At 65.0% G+C, this 24,352-nt stretch carries 24 protein-coding genes; 16 read left to right on the top strand and 8 right to left on the bottom strand.

The features are described from left to right. Nucleotides 1-22: 22 nt before the first annotated feature. Nucleotides 23-808 carry a siderophore-interacting protein gene (locus RYJ27_RS01990; RefSeq protein WP_330171119.1) on the top strand — a complete coding sequence of 262 codons (786 nt, stop codon included), beginning with the start codon at nt 23-25 and terminating at the stop codon, nt 806-808. 58 nt (nt 809-866) lie between these two features. On the opposite strand, the gene RYJ27_RS01985 is transcribed toward RYJ27_RS01990, so the two are convergent. After that, nucleotides 867-1,106, bottom strand: coding sequence for a PQQ-dependent sugar dehydrogenase (locus RYJ27_RS01985; protein ID WP_479691275.1), 240 nt, complete (start codon nt 1,104-1,106; stop codon nt 867-869). Between the two features lie 72 nt (nt 1,107-1,178). Next, on the bottom strand, nt 1,179-2,012 hold the full coding sequence (locus RYJ27_RS01980; RefSeq protein WP_330171118.1) for an aldo/keto reductase: 834 nt from the start codon (nt 2,010-2,012) through the stop codon (nt 1,179-1,181). 251 nt (nt 2,013-2,263) lie between these two features. On the opposite strand from RYJ27_RS01980, the gene RYJ27_RS01975 reads away from it, so the two are divergent. From RYJ27_RS01975 to RYJ27_RS01965, 3 genes are read left to right on the top strand one after another with little or no spacing between them, the layout of a single operon-like run. After that, entirely contained in the window at nt 2,264-2,683 is a 420-nt protein-coding gene (locus RYJ27_RS01975; RefSeq protein WP_330171117.1) for a hypothetical protein, read from the top strand. Between the two features lie 41 nt (nt 2,684-2,724). After that, on the top strand, nt 2,725-2,970 hold the full coding sequence (locus tag RYJ27_RS01970; RefSeq protein ID WP_330171116.1) for a hypothetical protein: 246 nt from the start codon (nt 2,725-2,727) through the stop codon (nt 2,968-2,970). After that, entirely contained in the window at nt 2,967-3,401 is a 435-nt protein-coding gene (locus tag RYJ27_RS01965) for a type II toxin-antitoxin system VapC family toxin (RefSeq protein ID WP_330171115.1), read from the top strand. The genes RYJ27_RS01970 and RYJ27_RS01965 overlap by 4 nt, the downstream gene beginning before the upstream one ends. Nucleotides 3,402-3,466: 65 nt before the next feature. On the opposite strand, the gene RYJ27_RS01960 is transcribed toward RYJ27_RS01965, so the two are convergent. Next, nucleotides 3,467-3,790 (bottom strand): putative quinol monooxygenase, encoded by a 324-nt coding sequence (locus RYJ27_RS01960; protein WP_330171114.1) that lies wholly within the window; start codon nt 3,788-3,790, stop codon nt 3,467-3,469. A gap of 233 nt (nt 3,791-4,023) precedes the next feature. On the opposite strand from RYJ27_RS01960, the gene RYJ27_RS01955 reads away from it, so the two are divergent. After that, complete coding sequence (locus RYJ27_RS01955; protein WP_330171113.1) at nt 4,024-5,571, top strand: sugar transferase; 1,548 nt, start codon at nt 4,024-4,026, stop codon at nt 5,569-5,571. A gap of 223 nt (nt 5,572-5,794) precedes the next feature. Beyond that, nucleotides 5,795-6,856: a pseudaminic acid synthase gene (gene pseI, locus RYJ27_RS01950; RefSeq protein WP_330171112.1), complete on the top strand. Its 1,062-nt coding sequence runs from the start codon at nt 5,795-5,797 to the stop codon at nt 6,854-6,856. Here the strand turns inward: pseI and RYJ27_RS01945 are convergent. Next, a complete protein-coding gene (locus RYJ27_RS01945) occupies nt 6,837-8,027 on the bottom strand; it encodes a bifunctional UDP-2,4-diacetamido-2,4,6-trideoxy-beta-L-altropyranose hydrolase/GNAT family N-acetyltransferase (protein WP_330171954.1) in 1,191 nt (396 codons plus the stop codon). The genes pseI and RYJ27_RS01945 overlap by 20 nt on opposite strands. A 454-nt stretch (nt 8,028-8,481) precedes the next feature. Between RYJ27_RS01945 and pseB the strand changes: the two genes are divergently transcribed. From pseB to RYJ27_RS01915, 6 genes are all read left to right on the top strand, one after another. Beyond that, nucleotides 8,482-9,471: a UDP-N-acetylglucosamine 4,6-dehydratase (inverting) gene (pseB, locus tag RYJ27_RS01940; protein ID WP_330171111.1), complete on the top strand. Its 990-nt coding sequence runs from the start codon at nt 8,482-8,484 to the stop codon at nt 9,469-9,471. A gap of 3 nt (nt 9,472-9,474) precedes the next feature. After that, nucleotides 9,475-10,599, top strand: coding sequence for a DegT/DnrJ/EryC1/StrS family aminotransferase (locus RYJ27_RS01935; RefSeq protein WP_330171110.1), 1,125 nt, complete (start codon nt 9,475-9,477; stop codon nt 10,597-10,599). Next, the gene (locus tag RYJ27_RS01930) at nt 10,596-12,248 is read left to right on the top strand and encodes an aldo/keto reductase (RefSeq protein WP_330171109.1); all 1,653 of its coding nucleotides are present in this window, start codon (nt 10,596-10,598) and stop codon (nt 12,246-12,248) included. Before RYJ27_RS01935 ends, RYJ27_RS01930 begins: the two co-directional genes overlap by 4 nt. Beyond that, complete coding sequence (locus tag RYJ27_RS01925) at nt 12,236-13,030, top strand: SDR family NAD(P)-dependent oxidoreductase (protein WP_330171108.1); 795 nt, start codon at nt 12,236-12,238, stop codon at nt 13,028-13,030. Before RYJ27_RS01930 ends, RYJ27_RS01925 begins: the two co-directional genes overlap by 13 nt. A 333-nt stretch (nt 13,031-13,363) precedes the next feature. After that, nucleotides 13,364-14,767, top strand: a complete 1,404-nt coding sequence (locus RYJ27_RS01920) for an MATE family efflux transporter (RefSeq protein WP_330171107.1) — start codon at nt 13,364-13,366, stop codon at nt 14,765-14,767. Nucleotides 14,768-15,135: 368 nt separating this feature from the next. Next, on the top strand, nt 15,136-15,768 hold the full coding sequence (locus RYJ27_RS01915) for a hypothetical protein (protein ID WP_330171106.1): 633 nt from the start codon (nt 15,136-15,138) through the stop codon (nt 15,766-15,768). On the opposite strand, the gene RYJ27_RS01910 is transcribed toward RYJ27_RS01915, so the two are convergent. From RYJ27_RS01910 to RYJ27_RS01900, 3 genes are all read right to left on the bottom strand, one after another. Further along, complete coding sequence (locus tag RYJ27_RS01910; RefSeq protein WP_330171105.1) at nt 15,720-17,186, bottom strand: hypothetical protein; 1,467 nt, start codon at nt 17,184-17,186, stop codon at nt 15,720-15,722. The genes RYJ27_RS01915 and RYJ27_RS01910 overlap by 49 nt on opposite strands. 73 nt (nt 17,187-17,259) lie before the next feature. Then, nucleotides 17,260-18,381, bottom strand: coding sequence for a glycosyltransferase (locus RYJ27_RS01905; RefSeq protein WP_422732852.1), 1,122 nt, complete (start codon nt 18,379-18,381; stop codon nt 17,260-17,262). After that, the gene (locus tag RYJ27_RS01900; protein WP_330171103.1) at nt 18,378-18,929 is read right to left on the bottom strand and encodes an LbetaH domain-containing protein; all 552 of its coding nucleotides are present in this window, start codon (nt 18,927-18,929) and stop codon (nt 18,378-18,380) included. Before RYJ27_RS01900 ends, RYJ27_RS01905 begins: the two co-directional genes overlap by 4 nt. Before the next feature lie 71 nt (nt 18,930-19,000). On the opposite strand from RYJ27_RS01900, the gene RYJ27_RS01895 reads away from it, so the two are divergent. From RYJ27_RS01895 to RYJ27_RS01885, 3 genes are read left to right on the top strand one after another with little or no spacing between them, the layout of a single operon-like run. Continuing rightward, a complete protein-coding gene (locus tag RYJ27_RS01895; protein WP_330171102.1) occupies nt 19,001-20,302 on the top strand; it encodes a glycosyltransferase in 1,302 nt (433 codons plus the stop codon). Beyond that, nucleotides 20,299-21,330, top strand: coding sequence for a GDP-mannose 4,6-dehydratase (gene gmd, locus RYJ27_RS01890; RefSeq protein ID WP_330171101.1), 1,032 nt, complete (start codon nt 20,299-20,301; stop codon nt 21,328-21,330). Before RYJ27_RS01895 ends, gmd begins: the two co-directional genes overlap by 4 nt. After that, entirely contained in the window at nt 21,330-22,310 is a 981-nt protein-coding gene (locus RYJ27_RS01885; protein WP_330171953.1) for a GDP-L-fucose synthase family protein, read from the top strand. Before gmd ends, RYJ27_RS01885 begins: the two co-directional genes overlap by 1 nt. A gap of 27 nt (nt 22,311-22,337) precedes the next feature. On the opposite strand, the gene RYJ27_RS01880 is transcribed toward RYJ27_RS01885, so the two are convergent. Beyond that, nucleotides 22,338-22,787, bottom strand: a complete 450-nt coding sequence (locus tag RYJ27_RS01880) for a hypothetical protein (RefSeq protein WP_330171100.1) — start codon at nt 22,785-22,787, stop codon at nt 22,338-22,340. Between the two features lie 232 nt (nt 22,788-23,019). Here RYJ27_RS01880 and RYJ27_RS01875 point away from each other — a divergent pair, with 232 nt between their 5' ends. Further along, the gene (locus RYJ27_RS01875) at nt 23,020-24,333 is read left to right on the top strand and encodes an HNH endonuclease signature motif containing protein (RefSeq protein WP_330171099.1); all 1,314 of its coding nucleotides are present in this window, start codon (nt 23,020-23,022) and stop codon (nt 24,331-24,333) included. Nucleotides 24,334-24,352 lie beyond the last annotated feature (19 nt).

Below are 24,352 nucleotides of genomic sequence, written 5' to 3'. Positions count from 1 at the left end.
TGGGTAGGTTAGCCTAACTTCCATGAGCACGTCCAACCCCGCGACCGCCGCCTTCTCGCTGGCCCGCCTCCCGCTCGACCTGCGCTTCCGGCGCGCGGCGCTCGTGTCGCGCGAGCGCCTCGCCCCCCACTACGTGCGGGTGCGCCTGCAGGGCGAGCAGCTGCGCGACTTCGTCTCGCTCGGCGCCGACGACCACATCCGGGTGTTCTTCCCCGCCGCGCCGGTCGAGACGGTCGAGGAGATGCGCGCCTCTCCGAGCCGCGAGTACACGCCCCTCGCATGGGGCGACGACTGGCTCGACCTTGAGTTCGTCGTGCACGGCCCCCACGGCGTCGCGGGGGTGTGGGCCGACACGGCGCCCCTCGGGTCGGAGGCCGGGATCGGCGGACCCCGCGGCTCGATGGTGATCGAGGGGCGGCCCGACGCGTGGTTTCTCGCCGGCGACGAGACCGCGATCCCCGCGATCCGCCGCTTCTGCGCGCAGATGGACGAGGATGCCGCGGGCCGCGTCGTCCTCGAGGTGCCCGACGCCGCCCACGAGGTGTCGATCGAGGCCCCCGCGGGCGTCGCCGTCGAGTACGTGCACCGCGGTGCGGAGCTGCCGGGGTCGGCCCTCATCGAGCGGCTCGAGGCCGTCGGCGCCGCGGAGCGCCCCGCCGGCGACGTGTTCGGGTTCGTCGCGGCCGAGCAGTCCGTCGTGCGCTCCGGCCGCGCGCTGCTCCTCGATCGCTGGGGTCTCGACGCCGAGCAGATCGTCGTGAAGGGGTACTGGAAGCGCGACACCGCGGAGTACCACGCGCCGCACTGACCGGCCCCCTTGCGGACGCCGGGGGCCGCGAGGACACTGAGCCGCATGAACCCCTACCTCAGCTTCCGCGACACCGCCCGTCCGCCGACCACGCGATCCCCTGCACGTTGCGGTGCCCCAGGCTGTAGACCGCCGAGCCGGGGAAGGGGTTGTCGGAGGGGATGTCCCCCTCCGACGTGAGCCGGAGTATCTTCCCCGCGAGCGTGTCGCGGTGCTGCGCCGCGCCGGGTTGGCCTGCGTCTCCCGTCGTGACGTAGAGCAAGAGCGCGCTCTCGTCGGCGGAGACCGCGAGGCCCAGCAGGCCGCCCTCGCCACGCCGAGCGTGGCCGCGAGCAGCCGCGGGCCCCCGGCATCCGCGTGATGGTCTCGCTCAGAACTCCTCGTGCGTGTCGGGGTCGCCGTCCCACAGCCGGCCGCGCTCCAGCCCCGTCAGCGCCGAGACGGCGTCTGCGTCGAGCTCGAACCCGAACACGTCGGCGTTCTCGCGCTGCCGGTCCGGGTCGGCCGACTTCGGGATCGGCGTGCTCCCGCCCTGCACGTGCCAGCGCAGCACGACCTGCGTGGGGGTGACGCGGTAGGCCTCTGCGAGGTCCTGCACGAGGGGCTCCGAGAGCAGCTCGCTGCGCCGGGCGAGCGGGCTCCAGCTCTCCGTGCGGATGCCGTGGGCCTCGTGGAACTCGCGCAGCTGCGTCTGCGGGAAGTACGGGTGCAGCTCCACCTGGTTGACGGCGGGCGTGACGCCCGTCTCGGCGGCGACCCGCTCGAGCATCGGGATCGTGAAGTTGGAGACGCCCACCGACCGCACGAGGCCTCGCTCCTGCAGGTCGAGCATCCCGCGGAACGTCTCGACGTAGCGGTCCACCCGCGGGTTCGGCCAGTGGATGAGGTAGAGGTCGATGCGATCCAGCCCCAGGCGCTCGAGCGATTCCGCGGCGCTCGCGGCGACCTCGTCGCGGCCGTGGTGGCGGCCCGGCACCTTCGTCGTCACGAGCAGCTCGTCGCGGTCGAGTCCCGACCGGCGCACGGCCTCGCCGACCTCGACCTCGTTCTCGTAGTTGACGGCGGAGTCGAGCAGGCGGTACCCGCCCTCGATCGCGGCGACCATCGCCTCGATCCCCTCCTCTCCGCGCAGATTGTACGTGCCGAGCCCGAGCTGGGGAAACCACGTGCCGTCGTTGAGCGTGACCTGAGGGATGCTGACCATGCCTCCATCCTCCCCCCGAACGCCCCCCGCGGCGAACGCCCTTGACACTTCCGCACGCCGCGGTTCGGCCGCCCGCCCCCGCGCGCGTGCGACGGTTGGCATGCGCTGGTCCCCGTCGCCGTTCCTCTGCTCGGCAGAGGTTTATTGCCCGGCAGAGGAGCGAATCCGCCGAATGCGCCCTCTCCCCGGCATCCACCCTCTGCTCGGCAGAGGAATCTCCCGAAGGAGGCCCTGAGGGGGCGACCCTCGCCGTGCTCTGGCTGCTGTGGCGGCGCAGCCTCGCGGCATCCCTCGTCGCCCCGCCGGCCCGCGCCGCACGCACCGTCGCCGCGGGCAGGCTCGGCTGGTTCGGCCGCATGCCCACGGGTCCCGTCGGCGCCGGCTGGGCGCGCTCGCTGACGTATTGGCTGCACGACCCTCCACGCGCTGCTGTTCGTCTACGTCGGGCTGCTCTCGGGCCTCGGCGCCAAGACCGGCTTCAACTTCTCGCTCCAGGCCTCCCGCACGTGCAGGGGGCGGCGGCGCGCGTGTCCCGAATGCTGACCGACCCCGCGTTCGACGCGGTCGAGACGGTGTGCGTGCACAACGACACCGCGGATGCCCCGGCGCTCGCCCGCGCGGTCAGGGGCGCGTTTCGCGACGGCGGCATCGCCCCCTTGGAGACGGCTTGACGCAGGCACGCCCGCAAACATGCACATGCTAATGTATGCACATGAAGACGGAGCGACTGCAGGTGCTCGTCGATAAGGCCCAGCGCGAGAGGCTCGAGCGGGCGGCGGCGGAACGGGGCGTGTCTGTGGCGTCTCTCGTGCGCACAGCGATCGACGTCGTCTACCCGCCGCGCGCAACCTCCCGCGCCGCGGCCGCCGAGGCCGTGCTCGGGGCGGATCCGGCTCCGGCCCCGAGCGTCGCCGATCTTCTCTCCGAACTCGACGATGTGCGCGGGCGTCGCGCGTGATCCTGCTCGACACGACGGTGCTGCTCTACGCCGTCGGCACCGATCATCCCCTCCGCGATCCGTGCCGCTCGATCATCGCGGCGGTGGGCGACGGGCGCCTGGCCGCCACCAGCACGGTCGAGGTGCTGCAAGAGTTCGCCCACGTCCGCGCGCGTCGCCGGGGGCGACAGGATGCCGCAGAGCTCACCGCCCACTACGCCACACTCCTGGCGCCGCTTGTCTCGATCGACGCAGCAGACCTCGCCGACGGCCTGCGACTCTTCCGCACGCACGAGCGTCTGGGCGCCTTCGATGCGGTGCTGGCCGCCGCGGCGATGCGACGCGAACACGTGACGGCCCTCGCATCGGCTGACCGCGCGTTCGCCGGCGTCGAGGGCCTCGACCACCTCGATCCCGGCTCCCCGGAGGCAATGGCCGCTCGGGGTATCTGAGGGCCCCGGGCTGCTCATCTCGCGCGAAACCCGCGGCTAGTCACGGCCGTTCCGGCCGGACAGGCCTACAGCTGACCCTTGGCGGCCTGGCCGAGAGGGATGGGCGAGTACCACGCGACGTCGATGGGCTCGCGCAGGTGCCCCTCGATGGCCTGCTTCAGGTCGGCGACCGCCTCGCCCTCGCTGTGGATGTCGAGGTCGGCGACGCGCGTCCACTTCTCGAGCATGAGGATGTCGTCGTCGGATGCCGCGACGATCGCATAGAGCTCGCAGCCCGGCTCCTCGTGCACCCGCGGGATCGCGGTCCGCAGAGCATCCATCACCTGCTCGCGGTGCCCGGGGAGCGGACGGAAGGCGGCGGTCACGACGACGGGTTCGTTCTTGTCCATGACCACGACCGTAGCGTGTGCGGTTTGCCCATCGCCTCCGCCAACATCACCCCCCACGCCCCCAAAACACCCCTGGGTTTACCGAGGCGTCATATACCGCTGATACCGTGATGAAATCCTCTCCTCCCCAGGAGAGGCTTCACCCTCGCGCGGAAGTCCCCAGCCACGTGAATTCGCAGAACATCGGAACGACACCGGAGCCCATCGCGGCACCGCGAACCGACGTACCTGCCGTGGCCCTGCCGCCCGATGCGACACCGCGCGCCGGCGCTGCGCCCACCGGCGCGCAGTACCAGCGCTCCCTCTCCCCCGCCTTCACCGCCGGCGCCCCCTCCACGCGTCCAGCCCGCGGCGACTGGCGTAGCCGCTACGCCCGCCGCGTCGCCGTCACCGACTTCATCGTCATCGTGTGGGTCGTCTTCGGCACGCAGATCGCGTGGCTCGGTCTCGAAGCCAACGTGGTCGTCCGCGAGGGATCGCCCATCCCGGCGGTCGACTACTGGATCTTCTCCACCCTGCTCGTCGTGCTCTGGATGGGCGCTCTGATGCTCAACGACACCCGCAACTACCGCGTCATCGGCAGCGGCTCGCAGGAGTACAAGCGCATCTTCGACGCCAGTTTCGTGCTGTTCGGCTGCATCGCCATCATCGCGTTCCTCGCGCAGATTGATGTGGCCCGAGGGTTCCTGCTCGTCTCACTGCCCATGGGCGTGCTCTTCCTCCTCCTCTCGCGCTGGATGTGGCGCCAGTGGCTCGTGGTAAAGCGCGCCCAGGGCGAGTACTCCGCAAAGGTGCTGCTCGTCGGCTCCGAGGCTTCGGTGGCCCAGGTAGCCCGCGAGCTCTCCCGCGCGCGGAGCGCCGGTTACCGAGTGGTGGGATGCTGCGTGCCCACCGGCCGCGTCGCCGACACGATCGAGGGCACCGACATCCCGATCATGGGCAACGTCAATTCGATCGACCGCGCCCTGCAGGCCACGCAGGCCGACACGGTCGTCGTGACGAGCACCGACGACCTGCCGCCCGACAAGGTGAAGCACATCTCGTGGAGCCTCGAGCAGGGCCAGCAGCACCTCGTGCTGGCGCCCAGCATCGCCGACGTCGCCGGCCCCCGCATCCATACCAGGCCGGTCGCGGGGCTGCCGCTCATCCACGTGGAGACCCCGCGTTTCAGCCGCGGGCAGCGCGTCGCGAAGCGTGCGACCGACCTCGCGCTCAGCACCATCGGCATCATCGTGCTGAGCCCATTGCTGCTCGTGTTGGCGATGATCGTGAAGTTCTCGAGCCCCGGCCCCGTGCTCTTCATGCAGACGCGCGTCGGCTACGCGGGCAAGACCTTCCGCATGCTCAAGTTCCGCTCCATGGTGCAAAACGCCGAGGCGCTGCTACCGGCGCTTCAGGCGAAGCGGGATGCCGGCAACGAGATCCTCTTCAAGATGACCAACGATCCGCGGGCTACCCGCGTGGGTCGGTTCATGCGCAAGTACAGCCTCGACGAGCTGCCCCAGCTGTTCAACGTCTTCGCGGGCTCGATGTCTCTCGTCGGGCCGCGGCCGCCCCTGCCTTCGGAGGTTGAGCGGTATGCGGACCACGTGCATCGGCGGTTCCTCGTGAAGCCTGGCGTGACGGGGCTCTGGCAGGTGAGTGGGCGGTCGACTCTGTCGTGGGAAGAGTCCGTCAGGCTAGACCTCTCCTACGTCGAGAATTGGACCATGCTCGGTGACCTGCTGATCTTGGTCAAGACTCTGCGTGCCGCACTCGCCCCCGGCCCGTCGGCTTATTGAACGTATTCGCTCCGCCCGGCGAGCTCAGGGCGCAGCCGTGCCGTTCAGGCCTGCTGCCCTTGGCTATCCCAGGGAGCGGGACATGGCGCCTCGGCATTTGCGCAGAGGCCCCATCCGCGCCCTAATCGACCGCCGATTACCGTTCGCTGGAGCGTCCGAAGCGCGAAGGCCCTCAACCACCCGTCGATGTGCTTCGACTGAGTCTCGACCCTAAGCTCAGTGAGTGACCTCATCCCAGGTGATCCCAGTTGGCAAGGCGACAATCGCTACGCAAGCACCGCCCTTTGTCATCGCGGAAATGTCGGGCAACCACAACGGCGACCTCGATCGAGCGTTCGCGATCGTGGACGCCGTGGCAGAGAGCGGTGCGCAGGCGCTAAAGATCCAAACGTATACCGCGGACACTCTGACGATCCGATCGGACAAGCCCGGGTTTCGAATCGCGGACAGCCATGGTTTGTGGGGTGGACGCACGCTATACGAACTGTATGAGGAGGCGCACACCCCGTGGGACTGGCATGCTCCCATTTTCGAACGCGCTCGATCCCGCGGACTCATCCCGTTTTCGACCCCATTTGATCCCTCCTCCGTCGAGTTGCTTGAGGGCCTCGGTGTCGAGCTCTACAAGACTGCGTCAGCTGAAATCGTTGACCTCCCGTTGATTCGCGAGATCGCGCGGACGGGAAAGCCCATCATCATGTCGACAGGAATGGCGACCCTCGCCGAGATCGACGCCGCGGTTTCTGCCGCTCACGACGCTGGTTGCCGCCAACTAGTTCTTCTGGCATGCACCGCGGCATACCCAGCAACGCCACAAGAAGCACGGCTCGGAAACATCGACGCACTCCGGCGCGCTTTCGGCGTTCCTGTTGGTCTATCGGACCACACACTCGGGATTGGTGTGTCTGTTGCCGCGGTCGCTCTGGGCGCTGTGGTCATCGAGAAGCATGTGACTTTGGACCGTTCGGACGGCGGCGTCGACTCGGACTTCTCGCTGTCGCCTGCCGAGCTCACGTCCCTCGTCGTGTCGGCGGAGCAAGCAAGGATAGCGACGCAGTCGGGTACCGGATTCGGGCCGACGCCGGAGGAGCGCGCGGTTCTCGCACTGCGCCGATCGCTGTTTGTGGTTTCCGACGTGAAGAAGGGCGACCTTGTTACTCCGTCCAACGTGCGGTCAATCCGACCAGCGGGCGGGCTGCCTGCCGACGCAATTGATGTTGTGCTTGGAAGACCATTCGTTACCGACGTAGAGCGCGGTACGCCACTCACATGGGATCTGATTTGATCCTTTGCTTGACGAAGGAGAGGAAGCCCGATTCCGCTGGCTTGTCCGGCAGGTAGCCCGCAGCGCTAAACAGCCGCAGCGAGGGCTCGTTGTCCGGATGGACCCAAGCGACCATGGCAAGGGGAGCTTCCGGATACTCGTCGAGCAAAGCCCGTTCGGCTGCACGCAGCGCACTAGCCGCGATACCGCGGCCTCTCGCAGTCGGGGCAACATTGATCGAAACTTCCCACCGAGATCGGCCGACGGCGTCCCAGCGCACCGTCCCTACCGGGTTTTGGCCATCCTCTGCGACGAGCAGGAGTTGCGCACGGGATTCGAGCGTGGCTTGCAGCCAGCTGCGGTGGGAGCCCATCGTGATTTCGTCGGTTTGTCGCGACCGCAGGCGCGTCTGCGGGTCATTCCGCCAACTCAACAACTGCTCGGCGTCCGACATGCGCGCCGGGCGCACCCCAATCGGCCTCACGTCCCGCTGGATGGGGCGGGCCGCAGGGGTTTGGCATTCCCAGGCGGAAACGATTCGCCACGCACCAAGTCCATCGACAGACTGTCGGCCGGCTTCCGACATCCTTCGTAGCCGTTCGGCGTCGGCCAGAATCCCATCTAGGAATTGCATGCGGTTCTCAAGGTCTGCGTGCGGTGGCTCGCCGAGCGGCACGCCGAGGCCCGACGCGGTCGCCTGGCGATAGCCGGCCGCTTGGTTGTCCGTGACGCTGACGAGCGCCATCGGCAGCCCCATGCACGCAAAGTCCAGGATGGAGGTGCCGGCCGCACTGATGACGAGGTCGTGTTTCGCGGCCAAGTCGGGCAAGTCATCAACGAACGGCTTCACGGTCACGTCATGCCTACTTCTTGCCGCTGCCTGAGCCACATTTGGGTTGCCGGCGGGGCTGACCACAGTCACCTCAAGTCGCCCCGACGTCACTTCAAGCGCATCAATGACCCGAGGTGTGACGTTAAACGGATCCGTCCCCCCGATCACAACAAGGACACGCCGAGCCTGGCGAGGCTCCCAGACACGGCGGTGACGCCGGACTGCGGCCCTAGTAAGTGCAACTCGTCCACCGGCAGCTTGAAATCGGCTCAAGTGCGGAGATGCAAACGCCGCCTCACCGCCGATGTTCGCGTCGATCGCGAGGTCAGCGTGTCGAGCCCCGTAACGGCCATCCTGCATGTTGCTGAGCAGCCACGAGGCTCCCGTTAGGGCTTCGAACTCACCCCAATACGTATCGAGATGCACGACATCAGGACGCATCAAATTGGCCAGCCTCAGGACCCGATCCGAACCCTGAGCTAATGGCCCCGCCTCCACGCGCACGTCTCCCGGTACCGCGCGAAGCATCGCCACGGCCCCGGGGCTCATGTCGCCCGCCACCGCAACGGTCCACCCGCGGCGCGCTGCCTCCTCAGCAAGGGCGACGCCACGCATGCAGTGCCCCATGCCGAACCGTTCACCAGCGTTGAGATGGATCAAGACAGAGCGAGGAAGGGTCTTCTCTGCTCGGTCGGAGGCAGATCCAGGAATGGGAGGCACTTCAGTAAGATACTTCGGAGAGTTGCCACATCCGCGAGGACGGCGACCAGATCGCGGCAACAACAATCCACGACGGCATCGGGGGCCCCTCAACGTGACCATCCTGACGGGATCTAACATTCTCATCACCGGCGGAACGGGGTCCTTTGGGAAGGCTTTCATCCGATACGCGCTCGACAACCTGAACCCGCGCAGGCTCGTGGTCTTCTCTAGGGATGAACTCAAACAGTATGAGGTTCGCCATCAGTTCGGGGACGATTCCCGCCTTCGTTGGTTTATTGGCGACATCCGCGACGAGCGAAGGCTGGCGCGAGCCCTGCACGGTGTCGACTACGTAGTGCATGCTGCGGCCCTGAAGCAGGTCGATACCGCCGAATACAACCCCTTCGAGTTTGTCAAGACGAACGTACTGGGCAGCCAGAACGTCATCGAAGCCTCAATTGATGCCGGAGTAAAGAAGGTCGTGGCCTTGTCGACCGACAAGGCATCGAGCCCCATCAACTTGTATGGCGCTACAAAACTGACCGCCGACAAGCTGTTCATCACCGGTAACCACTACGCAGCGGCGTACGATACTCGGTTTGCAGTGGTGCGCTATGGCAACGTCATGGGGTCCCGCGGCTCTGTAATTCCGTTCTTTAAGAGGCTCGGCGCGGAGGGAAAGCCCCTCCCTGTTACGGATCTGCGCTGCACCCGATTCTTCATCACGCTGCCACAGGCCGTTCGGATGGTAGTCGATGCATTTGGTCTTATGCAGGGTGGTGAGCTGCTGGTTCCACGGATACCTTCGATGAAGGTTACCGACCTTGCGCACGCCATCGTCCCCGGGGCCGACCTGGTGGATGTCGGCTTGCGCCCCGGCGAGAAGCTGCACGAAGAGATGATCAGCCCTGAAGAGGGGCGCCGTGCTGTGATGGTGCAGGACGGTGCGTACTTCATCATTCAGCCCGACCTCGCCACGTGGGGATATCAGGCACCCGAGGGTTCGACGCCGGTCGAGCGCGGGTTCGCCTATCGGTCGGATCTCAACGACGCCTGGTATACGCAAGAGGAGATCGCCCAAATCATCGAGACCGGAGTCTGACCCATGCTCCCGTATGGACGCCAGTCCATCTCTGCTCAGGACATCGAGGCTGTCGCTGATGTGATGCGCGGTGACTGGCTGACGACGGGGCCATTCGTTGCAGCCTTCGAAGACGCGATCGGGAGGCTCTCGGGCGGCCACCATGCGGTTTCTGCCACCTCTGGCACGGCTGCTCTTCACATGGCCTATGCCGCGGCAGGAATCGGACACGGTGATGAGGTAATCACCACGCCGATGACGTTCATCGCGACCGCGTCGGGAGCGTCAATGTTGGGAGCGAAGGTCCGGTTCGCCGACGTTGACGAAGATACTGCTCTAATCAATCCTGCTGCCGTCAGCGCCCTGGCTACGGAACGGACAAGAGTAATCGCCGCCGTAGACTATGCGGGGCAACCAGCAGACTACGACACCCTAAACGAGATCGCCGCAGCGGTAGGAGCGCTTACGCTTGCCGACGCAGCGCATTCAATCGGCGGATCGTTCCAGGGTCGGCCCGTCGGCAGCCTCGCCGATCTGACAACCTTCTCGTTCTTCCCAACCAAGAACCTCACGACAGGTGAGGGCGGCGCTCTCGTTGCGAAGGATGCACTTCTGGCGCAGCGAGCACATGAGTTCCACTTCATTGGACTAGTTCGTGACCCCACGCGTTTCCAGATCCGCGACGAGGGTCCCTGGCATCAAGAAGTGCAAGAGTTCGGGCTCAACTACAGACTGACTGACATCGCGAGCGCGCTCGGGTTGGCTCAGCTAACGCGGCTGTCGGATTTCAAGCGACGCCGCGCTGAGATCACGAGTATGTACAACGATCTTCTCTCAAGTGTCGAAGGGGTTATCACCCCGGCGCAACGCGAGGGAGCAGACCCCGTCTGGCATCTATATCCGCTCCGTGTACTCGACGACCGCCGACGCGAAGTCTTCGAGCGGATGCGGGCCGACGGTATTGGCGTGCAGGTGAACTACATGCCTGTGTATTGGCATCCTGTTTACGCCAACGCGGGATACCGGCGTGGTATGTGCCCCAATGCAGAAGCGTTCTACAAGCAGGAACTGTCGCTTCCAATCTTTCCGGACCTCAGCGATGCACAGGTTGAGCGCGTCGTGGAGTCTCTCACGCGCGCATTGCGGTGAGTATTGTGGCCACGCGTGTAGTGATTCAGTCGAGGCTCAATTCGGCTCGCCTTCCCGCGAAAGCGATGCTGTCGGTCGCAGGGATGCCACTTGTGACGCTCGCCGCTCGCCGAGCAGCGAACACCGGCTTGGACGTCGTCGTTGCGACCAGCACAGAATCTGATGACGACCCCATTGTCTCAGCAGTGACACGAGCCGGGATCGGCGTGTTTCGAGGATCACTGAGTGACACCCTGGATCGGTTTGATCGCGCAACACGCGACCTGCGACCAGACGACGTGGTGGTACGACTCACCGCCGACAACTGCCTGCCCGACGGAAAATTGGCGCAGGCATTAGCCGCACAGGTAGACGATAGAACGCCGTACACCTACGTCGGTGGTGACGCCAGTCCAGTTCCTTACGGGGTCTCAGGCGAAGCCTTCACCGTAGCTGTGCTGCGTCAAGCCGCGGCGTCCGCAGACCATCAATATGAGCGAGAGCACGTTACTCCTTGGATCCGCGAAAGATTCCGCGGCCGGCCGCTCGACGTCGCTCATGCCGCGCCGCAGTGGGCGCACACGCGCGCGACGGTGGACACGCTGTTTGACTACACCGTCATCGCAGACCTTTTCGAGCAGATTCAGCACCCAGTTCAGATCCCCTGGGAGCGGCTGGCGGATCTACTCGCTGACCGCCGGTCGGATATAACCCAGGGACTCGCCACGCCGCACCTGGAGGCGAAAGGCGGTCAGAGTGCACTCACTTTGGGCGGCGCTCAGGTCGGCATGCAGTACGGCATCGCGAACACGACAGGCACACCGACACAACGGTCCGCCCTGGGGATTATCGAGGCCGGCGCCGAGGTCGGAATCACCCACATCGACACTGCCGCAGCCTATGGGAAAAGCGAGCAGAACATCGGCGCGGCCTTCCGACGTGGCCTTCCTCGTCCGATGGTCGCGATCACGAAGGTTCGCCCGCTCTCGGACCTACCAGTGACGGCATCGGTTTCTCACGTCGGCGCCGCCGTGCATGACTCCGTCATGTCGTCGCTGGTCCGCCTGCAGGCGCCATCGGTCGAGACCGTACTGGCGCATCGATGGGACGACTGGGCGCGCCCAGGGTTCAAAGAGGCGCTCGTCTCGCTGCAGCAGGAGGGCATCGTCCAACGAATCGGCGTGTCCCTTTCCACTCCGGTCGAGTTGTTCCGGGCGCTCGAGGACAAGACGATCGGTTACGTGCAGTTGCCATTCAACCTGCTCGATGATCGGTGGAACACCTCGCCGGTTCAGGCCGCGCTATCGCTACGCCCCGATGTTGTTATCGCGACGCGGAGCACGTTTCTTCAAGGACTGCTCATCGGAGGCAGCCAGACTCGCTGGCCGCGAAACATTGGCATTTCACGCGACGCGCTCTTGTCTCGTATCGACCAAGCTGTGGTAGACCTGGGATTCGCAAATCGCACTGAACTAGCGTTGTCGTACGTGCTTGCGCACCGCTGGGTGTCGACGATCGTCGTGGGAGCGGACGACCCCTCTCACATCTACGAGCTGGCCAGCATCGCAGCAAACCCGCGAAGCTTCTCGAGCGATGCGCGCGCCGCCGTGCGACGCGCGCTACCGCTCCTGCCTCCCCCGGCGACAGACCCAAGCCAGTGGGAGCTGTAGTGGAACAGCTCTTTTCGCTTCACGGCTGCGTAGCCGTCGTCTCAGGCGGCGGTGGATGGCTCGGCCGGCCGATGGTGGAAGCGCTTTGCGCCGCCGGCGCCAGAGTCATCGTCGCCGCCCGCAGTCCTCAAGGTGCGCGCGAGAAGCTTGCAGACATTGAAGGCGACTGGACAGTCGCCCAAGCGGATGTTCGCGACACCTCATGGCCCGCGCTTATCGCTGAAGCTGCGGACGCACATGGCCGCATAGACGTTCTGGTCAACAACGCACATGTGGGACGCGGAGGTACGCTGCAGTCAGCTACCTCCGAAGACCTGACCGAAGCATTCGATTTAGGGGTAGGTGCAGTCGCGCGCAGTATCGAAGCTTCGCGCGTCGGCCTCAAGCAAGCGCTGGCAGCGGGCGGATCTCCGAGCATCATCAACGTGGCATCGATGTATGGGCTAGTCGCCCCCCGCCCGCAGCTGTACGGCGCGGAGGGTGCCACAAACCCTCCGTTCTATGGCGCGGCCAAGGCGGCGATGATTCAGCTGACGCGCTACGCAGCCGCCGAACTCGGCCCCCTCGGCATCCGTGTGAACGCCCTTGCGCCCGGGCCATTCCCTGCTGCCGCGGCTCAGGCCGATGGCGCATTCATACAACGCCTAAGTGAGCAGACAATGCTGGGACGCATCGGTGAGCCACGAGAGATACAGTCGGCGCTCCTCTACCTCGCATCGCCGGCCTCGTCCTTCACCACCGGGACAGTGCTCTCGGTAGACGGTGGTTGGACCGCGTGGTGATCTACAGCTCACGCAAGCACCGGCAAATCATGGCCGGGCGCAGCGCGTTCGCTACAAAGTCGACAATGGCGAAGTGACCTCCAGGTGGTGCCGCGCCAGGCGGCGGTCGAGAGTATCCCCTGCGCGTTGGTCGACGTCGCGCATCGCGCCCCGGCGGCAGCGATCCCCCGGACCTCCGGGTCGCCTCAGCCGCGAGACGTCTCTTTTGCACCTAGCGAGGGATAGGCGCTCACCCCGGCTCGACGGTCGGCGTTCCGCCCCGCCACCGGGGGGCCATCTGGATCTCCGCGGGACACCTGCGGGCGTAGCAAAGATCGGCGGAGGGTAGGCGAAGTGGAATTCATTCGGAAACTACTGGGGGCGGGATCACTTTATCTCGTCGCGACTCTCGCGCCGACGCTGACTTTGCTGGCACTCACACCGCTTGTGACCCGAACATTGGGCGCTGCCGAGTACGGCGAAGTCGCCATAGTTATAACGATCTATCAACTCGGCGCGATGCTCGTCACGTTCGGCCTCCCGCTCGCGGTCACGCGTCATGCATTGCTTGGTCGAGGGGGGTTCGGCATTGCGAACGGGATCATCCTCGTTGGCTCCATCGGAGCCGCGGCATGCGGCACGTCTCTCGCTCTAGCAGCTCCGTTATGGGGCGGCGTAACTTTCCCCGCAGTTCTACCACAAACCCTGGCATGGGGGGTGATCGCCGGCGTAGGCCTATCAATCACGACACTCGCTCAATCGCTCTTTCGCGCGGCCGAGAAAGTGAAGGTCTTCGTGGCGCTCGCGATTACCGCGTCGGTGTTACCGCCTACGTTGGGCCTAGCCCTGATCACAGCAGGCCAGTCGCGTACTGCCGAAACTTACACGCTTGGCCTGGCCGTCGGATACGTTGCTGCGGGGCTAGTGGCGCTCGTCACCGCGATGCGCTTCCGGAGACCGCGCTTTTCTCTTACCGAAACCCTTGGAGCCTATCGAATTGGTCTACCGACCCTTCCGCACCTAGTTTCATTGCCGCTCCTTATATCTGGCGCTCTCGCAATCGTCTCGGCATCAACCAACACGACGACGGCGGCCGAGTTGCAGATCGCAGCGCTCGTGGGCGCAAGCGTCCTCACGATGCTGAATGCTCTAAACAATGCATGGGCGCCAATGATCATGAAAACAGGCACCGAAACGCGGCCTCAGGTGCTCGAGCACTCGACTTACGTTATTTCGCTCGTAACCCTGGTCATCATCTGCGTCTACGTTGTCCTCGCGCCTTTTATGGTCCAATTCATAGGAGGGCCGGTAGTTCAGTCCGATGCCCCGGCGAGGGCCTCCCTCGTAGTGGCACTATCCGGCATCTTCCAAGTGCTCTACCTGGCGAACATCCACCTGACCTTCATCACCGGCCGGACCGGACCATTGGCCCTCACTACACCGCTGGCAGCAGTAGCCGCGCTTGCTGCGCTCCAGGTCATGACTCAGATATCGCTTGAACCGCCCTCCCTCATACTATTCGCCACCGCATGGCCCTTGTTCTTCGCGCTACAAGCCGTGTCGAGCGCGATACTCGCACGTCGGACACCTTTTGCGACAGCCCGAACATCGAGCTCTTTCGTGCCGCTCGCGTCTGCGGGGTTCGTTTGCCTCGGGTGCGCCGTGTTCGCACCCTCGTTCGGGATAACCATCGCCACAGCCTCAGCAGCACTGCTCGTTTCCGCCACGCACTGTTGGTACCGACGCCCGCGTGCATGAGCGCTGCGCGGGAACCTTCGACGCCCCTCAGCAGCCAGCGGGCGCGCCTACTATGGCCAGTACATCCCTCAACAATAAGCATTTGAGGCACCAGGAGAATCTGAATGGACATGCAGCGGCTTTTCTTATCGCAACACGACTATCGAGGCCTCAGCGTTACGCGTCTATTGCGTATGCGCGCTCGCGTCGCCGCAAAGTTTGCGGTGCAGGTGTGCGACAGACCCGTGCAGCGGTGGCATTCACTCAGACGCCTGGCAAACTTGAAGGGCCGCGAGGGCGATCGCGAGGCGATCCTCATCTCTCTTGGCCCATCCGCACGAAGAATCGACAAAGACCGGGTCCTCGAGCGACAGCGGTCAGGGTCCCGCGTGATCTCTCTCAACCATTACGCGCTTTCAGACCTTGCGGCGTTAGTACCCGACTATTACGTTCTAGCTGACCCTCAATTCTTCGGAGAAATCGGTCCACGGGAAGCAGCTGTGTGGGAGTACCTGGGTTCCCACACACGGATAACGGTCTTTGTTCCGAACGGCTACGAGGTGCCACCGAGCTTTCCGCTTTCGCGGATCATCCGCTTCAACAATCTGGGCCTTGACGGCTTCTCACGGAACATCAGCCCGCTGCGCCCTCGCGGATTCCTGAGCATGACCGCCTACCATGCACTGAGTGTCGCTGGGTTTCTGGGCTTCTCGAGGATCCTCATTGTCGGCATAGACAATGATCGCTTCCGCGCTCTCGCCTTGACAGAGGATCGCGCGGCGGGCATCCTGCCTCATCACTTCTTCACCAATGGTCCCGCGAGCGTGCAGCGCCTCGATTGGCTCGTCGGGGGCGTTCCTGCATTCTTTGAAGACGTCGCGCGACTGTTCGGAGACCTGTGGCTGTTCGCGGATCTGCCAATCGAAAACCTCGATCCGGAAACTCTGGTCGACGCCTTCCCGATTGCTGACGACTACTTAGATTTCCTTGAAGCCGATCCAGATGCTCCCGTTCTCGATTGACTCGAGACATCTGCTGACCTGGAAACGAGAAACCATGTGAGGAGCATTACCGCAAGGTTTGCGGTGGCCTGAAGAAGCGAACCACGCATAGCGAAGATCAAGTAGAAGGGGAGCACGCAGCCAAGTACGGTTGGAATTCCGATTCGCATCAACTGCAGTTCGGCCCGCGCGTCTAACCTGTAAACAACATACCCGAAGACCAACGAGCCCAAAACTAGAGCAAACCATCCGCCATTGATGTAGAGCTCGGCAGGCAGGGGTGCGGACAAGTTGGTGAACGCGTAGCCCCTGAAATCCGCGAGCAATATGCCGGTGTCTGTGGGCTTTTCTGCCCACATGCTTCGTGGCACGAAAAATAGCAGGACACCAAGAATCTGGTTCCCCCAGGAAATGCCGTTGACCTCCACGAAAGCAGCGGTATTGATTATCTGCGAGAAGCCATCAAAGTCACCACTCTTAAGGGAAACCAATGGGTCAGTGATTTCGATCGTGTTTTCAAGCGTCCGTCGGAACGTATCCAGCACCGGAAAGAGCAAGAACATTGAACCTAGAGCCACGAGCGCCGTGAGACGGTACCTCGCCAGAGACTTGTATGCGCCCATCGCCGCAAACAACCCCAACGCCACAGTCAAGACAGTAAAACGTGGCGATCCGATGGGGTTCACGATCAGAGCCAACGGAATACACGCAAGAACGACTGGCAGGTATCGACTCTGGCCCGAGCGCACCCTACGTCGACGCTCGACCTCCAGCCTAGCAACAATCGCAACCAGCAGCCCGACTGAAACGAAGGCATTGAGGACTGTGACAAGGACGTCGTTACCGAAAACGTTCGCAGTTACTTGGCCTCTTTCCGTCCGATTCAGAAAGAGTGTCGCAGGGCCCACAAGGCCTACATACGCAACCGCTAATGCGCTCAGCGCGAGGAGGAAGACGTTCGTGCGGTGGCCATCGACGATGCGTCCGCGTGGCAAGATGTTTCCGCGGTGCCGCGATCGTGCCGCCCACCAATTGCCCGCGATATAGGAAACTTGTGCCGTGAGGACAATTACGACCGCAGTCCAGTCGTGGTCGTGAGGCAAGTCGGGCGTGGTCGATGGATCTACCTGGTCCCGCAGCTGAACCAAGGGGGCGACGCCAAGGAATACGTAGAAGAAGAGCCATACGCACATCTCGAAGATTCGCCTGCGACCCGAACCGATAACCCACGCAAATCGGGCGCCCGCTACCACCGTCGCAACAGCCACGCCCACCCATGCGGATGTTGGAGGGGCGCTGGTTGCCGCGATGATCCATATCGGCACGAACCCACACAGAGAAATCGCGACGTATACCGCAAGGACTGGAGCAGCTTTACCCCATCCGGACACTCCTATGGAAGATGAAGTGTCTGTGACGCCGTCACTGCTGCGCATCATCCTGTCATAGCTCCACTAATCACGAGGGCACGTTCATCCATCAACTTTTCGGCTATCGGGCGCGTAAAGGCTTTCACCGACGATTGCCCGCCGCGGCGGCGTATGCTGATTCCAATTGCTCTGCGACACGCGCGATGTTCAGCTGCTCTTCCAGGTATCTGCCCGCCCCTATTCGAATCTCTTCAGCAAGGGTGGCGTCATCGAGTAGAGAGGCTACTGCCGCGGCAAGCTGGTGGGCGGATCCATCCGTCACAAGCGCGGCTCCGTGAGCACGGCAGTCGGCGGCGATTCCAAGCGAGTCAGTTGTGACCACTGGAGTACCCGCCCGCATCGCTTCCAGTACTGACATAGGAAAGACCTCGTCGAAGGCCGGAAGCACATACACCTTCGCCGTCGCAAGAAGCTCGTCAGTTCGCTCCGGCGACGCTGCTCCCATCCACGTGATCTGCTCCGAGTGCCCCGAGCCGGCGATGGCATCGCGTACAGCTGCCCCCTCGCCTTCGTCCGGGCCGATAAGCACAAATCGCGCGCTCGAGAACCTTTCGGCGAGAAGCGCAGCCATCCGCACGAATGCTAGCGGACGCTTGCGAGGATGCAACCGAGCCAGGAACATCACTACGTCACCGCGTCCTTCGTACGGCGGGATGTTCCCGAGCTTGAGCCCATTTCCGATCCGCCGAGGAACGATCCCCGGGGCGACTCCGACAAGGTCAGAGGTTTCGCGAGCAGTTAGCGCGAGAACTTCCGCTGCGCCTCGGAGCGCGGGCCGAGTTGCAAACTTGTCCAAAGGTACGGCAAGCAGCCGATCAGACGCGTCGATCATGCCGTGCGGCTGAACCACGTAGGGAGTGCCCTGCCTACGGAACAGTGACGCAGCGGGCAGAGTGACGAGATCTCGAGCAAGGTGAACGTGCGCGACATCCACGGACTGGAGCGTCCGCTTTAGGGCTCGCAGCATACCTCGAGCCCGCAAGAACGCGAATCCTCGAACAATGGGTGGCCGCTGCGCAGGGAAAGTCCGCAGGACGTAGCCGTCTTGCTCCGTGCTTGCAGCTCGCGCCGCCGGTGCCGCCGCAAACACCGAGACTTCGTGCCCTCGCGCAGCCAGTTCCTCCGCTTGAGCTAAGGCTACGCGCGTAGGACCACCAAACGCTCCATCAGGCGACACATACGTGACAACGTGGATTATCTTCATGCGGTCGTAGACGGGAAACGGTGCCCGATCACCTGGGCGGTCGGCCCGCTGATAATCACGTTAGCGGGCACTAAGCCGGCCACAAGGCACATCGGCGTCGCAAGGGAAGAACGACCAACGTGGGCCCCACCGAGTACGGTGCACCGAGATGTGAGCCACGCGCCGTCCTCGATGCGAATCGGACGCGTGATGAGGGCCATGTCACGCCTATGTGCGTGACTTCCGGTCGTGAGAAACGTCTCCTGCGAGATCACGACATCATGGCCCACGTAGATGTGGTCCTGGTTGTGAAACCACACACCCTCGCCGATCCACGAGCGGTCGCCGATGTGCAGCTTCCACGGAAACTTGACTCGGGTGCGCGGTCGGAAGACAACGCCGTTGCCGATCTCGGCACCGAACGCCCGCAGCACGCGCACGCGAATGCCCGAACTGATCTGCCACGGATTCGTGACGAACAGCAGCTCGCAGATGCCCCACAGATAAACGACCCACGCTGGCCTGTCCCACGCTGCGCGCTCCCCAGGCGCCTTTGATAGATCGATCACTGGGACGTCTGCCACACGCTGCCTCCCCCGTTTCACGCGCCCGGAACCACTACCACGATAGTGTCACTGATATGCCGCGACCTTCCCCACGCGTCACGGTCCTCGGACTCAACTACCCTCCTGAGCACACCGGGATTTCCCCTTACACCGGTGCTATGGCTCGCGGGCTGGTTCGTCGTGGCCACCCTACGCGCGTCGTCACGACGCATCCCCATTATCCGAACTGGCGGGTCACGCCAGGTTACGGGCAGTGGTCACGCAGGGAGCATCTCGACGGAGTGCACGTGCACCGCGTGAAGCACTACGTGCCCGCGCGCCCCGTGGGCATGCGGCGCCTGCTGTCTGAAGTCTCGTACGGCGCACGCCTGCAGACGACGCGCTGGCACTCTCCCGACGCCATCGTCGCGGTCTCTCCCGCCCTCATCTCGTCGACCCTTGCCACCTTGCGCGCCAAGACGCTGAACCGCAGCACACCTCTCGTGGTGTGGGTGCAAGACCTCTACAGTCTTGGCCTCACCGAGACCGGCCAGGGTGGCGGTACCGTGCTGCGCATCATGCGCACGCTCGAGGGCTGGCTGTTGCGCAACGCCGACCGCGTCGTCGTCATCCACGACCGCTTCGCCACGCGCGTGCACGAAGACTTCGGCGTGCCCCGCGAGCGCATCGAGGTCGTGCGCAACTGGACGCACCTACCCCCCTCGCCCGTCATCGACGTGGCTGCAGCCCGCCGAGAGCTCGGCTGGGGCGACGAGACCGTCATCCTCCACGCCGGCAACATGGGCGTGAAGCAGGGGCTCGACAACGTCGTGTCGGCGGCCGAACTCGCCGCGTCCCGAGGGGACAAGGTCCGGTTCGTGCTGCTCGGCGGCGGCTCGGATCGCGCGCGCCTCGAGCGGCTGGGCCGCGGCATCCCCACGCTGCAGTTTCTCGACGCCCTCGACGACGCCGGCTTCGCCGCCGCTCTCGGCTCGGCCGATGTGCTGCTCGTCAATGAGAAGGCCGGGGTGTCGGAGATGGCCGTACCCAGCAAGCTCACGTCGTACTTCTCGACCGGACGCCCCGTGCTCGCCGCGACCGACCCCACCGGCATCACGGCCGACGAGGTGCGGGCCGCGGATGCCGGGGTCGTCGTCGCGGCCGGCCACCCCGCGAACCTGCTCGACGCCGCGCTCGCGCTGGGCGCCGACCCCGACCGATGCGCCCGGCTCGGCGCCAACGGTCGCCGCTACCGGGAGACGGTGCTCGACGAAGAGGCCGCGATCGACCAGTTCAGCGCCATGATCATGCGCCTGTGCGGGCATGGGAGCGTTGACGAGTCGCCGCACGAACCCACCGAAGTCCCCACCTCGCACGAAGCACGGAGCACCGTTTGACCAAGCGCGCCCTCATCACCGGAATCACAGGCCAGGACGGTTCGTACCTCACCGAGCTGCTGCTCGCCAAGGGCTACGAGGTGCACGGCATGATCCGCCGCGCCTCCACCTTCAACACCTCCCGCATCGACCACCTCTACGTCGACCCCCACGACCCCGCGGCAAAGCTCTTCCTGCACTACGGCGACCTCTCCGACGGGGCCCGCCTGGTCACGCTGATGGCCGAGATCAACCCCGACGAGGTCTACAACCTGGCCGCGCAGTCGCACGTGCGGGTCTCGTTCGACGAGCCCGAGCACACCGCCGACACGACCGGCACCGGCACGATCCGTCTGCTCGAGGCGGTGCGTCTGTCGGGCATCAAGACGAAGTTCTACCAGGCGTCGTCGTCGGAGCTGTACGGGGCCACTCCCCCGCCCCAGAACGAGGACACCCCGTTCTACCCGCGCTCGCCCTACGCGGCCGCAAAGCTCTACAGCTACTGGATCACCAAGAACTACCGCGAGGCGTACGACATGTTCGCGGTCAACGGCATCCTCTTCAATCACGAGTCGCCCCGCCGCGGCGAGACGTTCGTGACCCGCAAGATCACCCGCGCCGTCGCGCGCATCAAGGCCGGCGTGCAGAAGGACATCTACCTCGGCAACCTCGAGTCGATCCGCGACTGGGGCTACGCCGCCGAGTACGTCGAGGGCATGTGGCGCATGCTGCAGGTCGACACCCCCGACGACTACGTGCTGGCCACGGGCGTCGGCTACACGATCAAGGACTTCCTCGAGGCATCCTTCGGTCATGTGGGGCTCGACTGGCAGGAGTTCGTGAAGTTCGACGAGCGCTACCTGCGGCCCACCGAGGTCGACGCGCTGATCGGCGACTCCACTCGCGCGCAGGAGAAGCTCGGCTGGACGCCGACGATCGACGGCGCGCAGCTGGCCCGACTCATGGTCGACGCCGACGTGGAGGCGCTGGAGCACGAGGGCAAGCCCTGGTACGACAAGGTGAAGCTCGCGTCGTGGGGAACGCTCTGATGGTCGCCTCGGACGGCCTGCAATTCACGCCGGGCGAGCTCGACCGCGACGCCGTCTTCTACGTCGCGGGGCACCGCGGGCTGGTCGGCTCGGCGATCTGGCGCCGCCTCGAGGCCGCGGGCTTCTCGCGCCTCATCGGGCGCACCTCGTCGGAGCTCGACCTGAAAGACCGCGACGCCGTGTTCGAGTTCTTCGCGGCCGAACGCCCCCGGTATGTCGTGCTGGCGGCGGCGAAGGTGGGCGGCATCATGGCCAACTCCACCTACCCCGTCGACTTCCTCAGCGACAACATGCGCATCCAGGTCAACGTGCTGGATGCCGCACGCTCCGTCGACGTCGAGCGAGTGCTCTTCCTCGGCTCGTCGTGCATCTACCCCAAGTTCGCCGAGCAGCCCATCCGCGAGGACTCGCTGCTGACCGGGCACCTGGAGCCGACGAACGACGCGTATGCGATCGCGAAGATCGCCGGCATCCTGCACGTGCAGGCGGTGCGCCGCCAGTACGGGCTGCCGTGGATCTCGGCGATGCCGACCAACCTCTACGGACCGAACGACAACTTCTCCCCGCAGGGTTCCCACGTGCTGCCGGCGCTGATCCGCCGGTACGACGAGGCGGCTCGTTCCGGGGCTCCGGTCGTCACGAACTGGGGCACCGGCACGCCGCGACGCGAGTTCTTGCACGCCGACGACATGGCCGACGCCTGCCTGCACCTGCTGGAGCACTACGACGGGCCGGAGCAGGTGAACGTGGGCACCGGATCGGACGTGACGATCGCCGGGATCGCCTCTGTTGTCGCTTCGGTGGTCGGCTTCACGGGTGCGACGGAGTGGGACACCTCGAAGCCCGACGGCACCCCGCAGAAGCTGCTCGACGTGTCGAAGCTGGCCGAGGCCGGGTGGCGATCCTCGATCTCCCTCGAGGAGGGGCTGCGGCGGACGGTGGAGTGGTACCGCGAGCACGTGGGGAAACTGCGGGGTTAGGGCCCACCGACACGGCCGTATTTGGGATCAGAACCCAGGTTTGTTCCGCGGGTTGTGCTTCCAGTGCGCGTAGTCGCTGGCCTTGTGCACGACTTCCTCCCATCTCAGGGGAGTCGCCGATTCGAACACGATGGTCCACATCGTCCATGAGACGGTGTAGATCATCCATACAGCGATGAGAGGAAGGGCCGCTGCGGGGCCGCCCACGATCAGCCCGACGACCGAGGCTACGAGCAAGAAGACGCCGATCGCGGTTGCGGGCCACGTGCGGAGGCGCCAAAGCATCGTTCCACTGCGCAGACGCTTCATCGCAAACAGCGTGGTCTTCCACTCGAATTGGACAGATTGGAACGCGTCGAACTCCGCGCGCGGGCTCGCTTGTTTCGTCGTGCGAGCCGGTGTCGGAATCGGCTCGGGAACGTTGAACTTCTCGCGAAGCTCGGCTAGTCGGGACTTCTTCTCGTCGGCGTCTGTCATGTCAGTCCTCTCGCGCATCATCATGCCCTCTCCACGCAACATTGCGTGACGGCCGACTATGGGCGGGGAGCGCCACAGCGGCATCTGCGGGCCGGAACGACTCTTCGCGAGAACCTGAACGCGTAGCGATCGAACCGCCTGCCGATCTGACGGGGGCGTCACACGACGCACTTTGTCGGCGATGTCCTGATATCACCGGCCGATGTCGGAGGCCCCGCGTAGAGTTTCGAACATGAATACGACACTCGGCTGCGGTGGCAACGACCCCGAGGTCGACGCCGTTGCCGCGGCGCTCGCGGCGGAGTACGCAGCGGCGGTGGCGGATGTCGCCGCGGCCGAGGCTCGAGCGATGGCGGTGCTTGCGCGGGCGCAGGCCGTGGGTGTGGAACGCATCGAGGCGATCCCCCGCACGGCCAGCCGCGAGGCTGACCTGCCGCTGCGCGCGCTCGCTGCCGAGCTCGGGGCGCATGCCCGACAGCCCGACCGCTCGGTGCAGCGCCGGATGGATGATGCCCATACGGTTGTCACCCGGTTCGCGGCCACATGGGAGGCATTGGCCGCAGGGCGGGTATCGGTCGGCCATGTGCGGGCGATCGTGGAGCACGGGGTGAAGCTCACCGACCCCGACATCCGGGCCGCGTTCGAGGGCGAAGCGCTCGAGCGGGCGGCCTCGACGACGCCCGGACGACTCGGCCCGCAGCTCGCGCGGCTGGTCGAGCAGGTGCAACCCACCACCTTCGCGCAACGGCACCAAGCCGCACGGGAGGGTCGGGGCGTGTGGGTGCGGGATGTCGCCGACGGGATGACCGAACTCTTGCTGCGCGGCCCGGCCGTGCCGGTGCACGGCATCCACGCCCTGATCAGCCAGATCGCCCGCGAGGTCCTCAACGACGGCCACACGAACACCGGTGCGATGGATGCCGCCGACTCCCGAACGATGGATCAGGTGCGTGCCGACGTGCTCACCGAGATCGCCCTCACCCACCGCATCGACGTGGAGTCGGGTGAGGGACTCGGCGACGGCCACGGCGGGCTCGCATCCATCCGCGCGACCGTCAACGTCACCGTCCCCGCCCTCGCACTGGCCGGAGTCACCGACGACCCCGCCGAACTCGTCGGACGCACACCCATCGACCTCGACACGGCCCGACTACTCGCCGTGACCGCGCCGGGATGGGAGCGGGTGCTCGCCGACCCCATCACCGGAGGCGTCCTCGCCGTCGACCGATACACCAGAACCGCAGATCTGACCCGACATCTTCGGGTCCGAGATCCGCACTGCAGATTCCCCGGATGTCGCATGCCCACCCACCGGTGCGACATCGACCACGGCCACGACTACGCCCTCGGCGGGCAGACCCACCATCGAAATCTCGCTGCGCTCTGCCGACGACATCACACGGTGAAGGGGGAAACACCCTGGCGGGTGAGACACCATCCCGGCGGCGTCATCGAATGGACCTCACCCGGCGGAGTCAGCTACACCGACACCCCGCCACCGGTCACCGTCGGCTTCGTTCCCGACCTCGACGACGTCCCCTTCTGACGGATCTCACGCGGGTAAC

Source organism: Microbacterium limosum (genome assembly GCF_036324365.1).
In the GTDB taxonomy this organism is placed as follows: domain Bacteria; phylum Actinomycetota; class Actinomycetes; order Actinomycetales; family Microbacteriaceae; genus Microbacterium; species Microbacterium limosum.
This window is presented reverse-complemented; position numbering and strand designations above follow the sequence as displayed.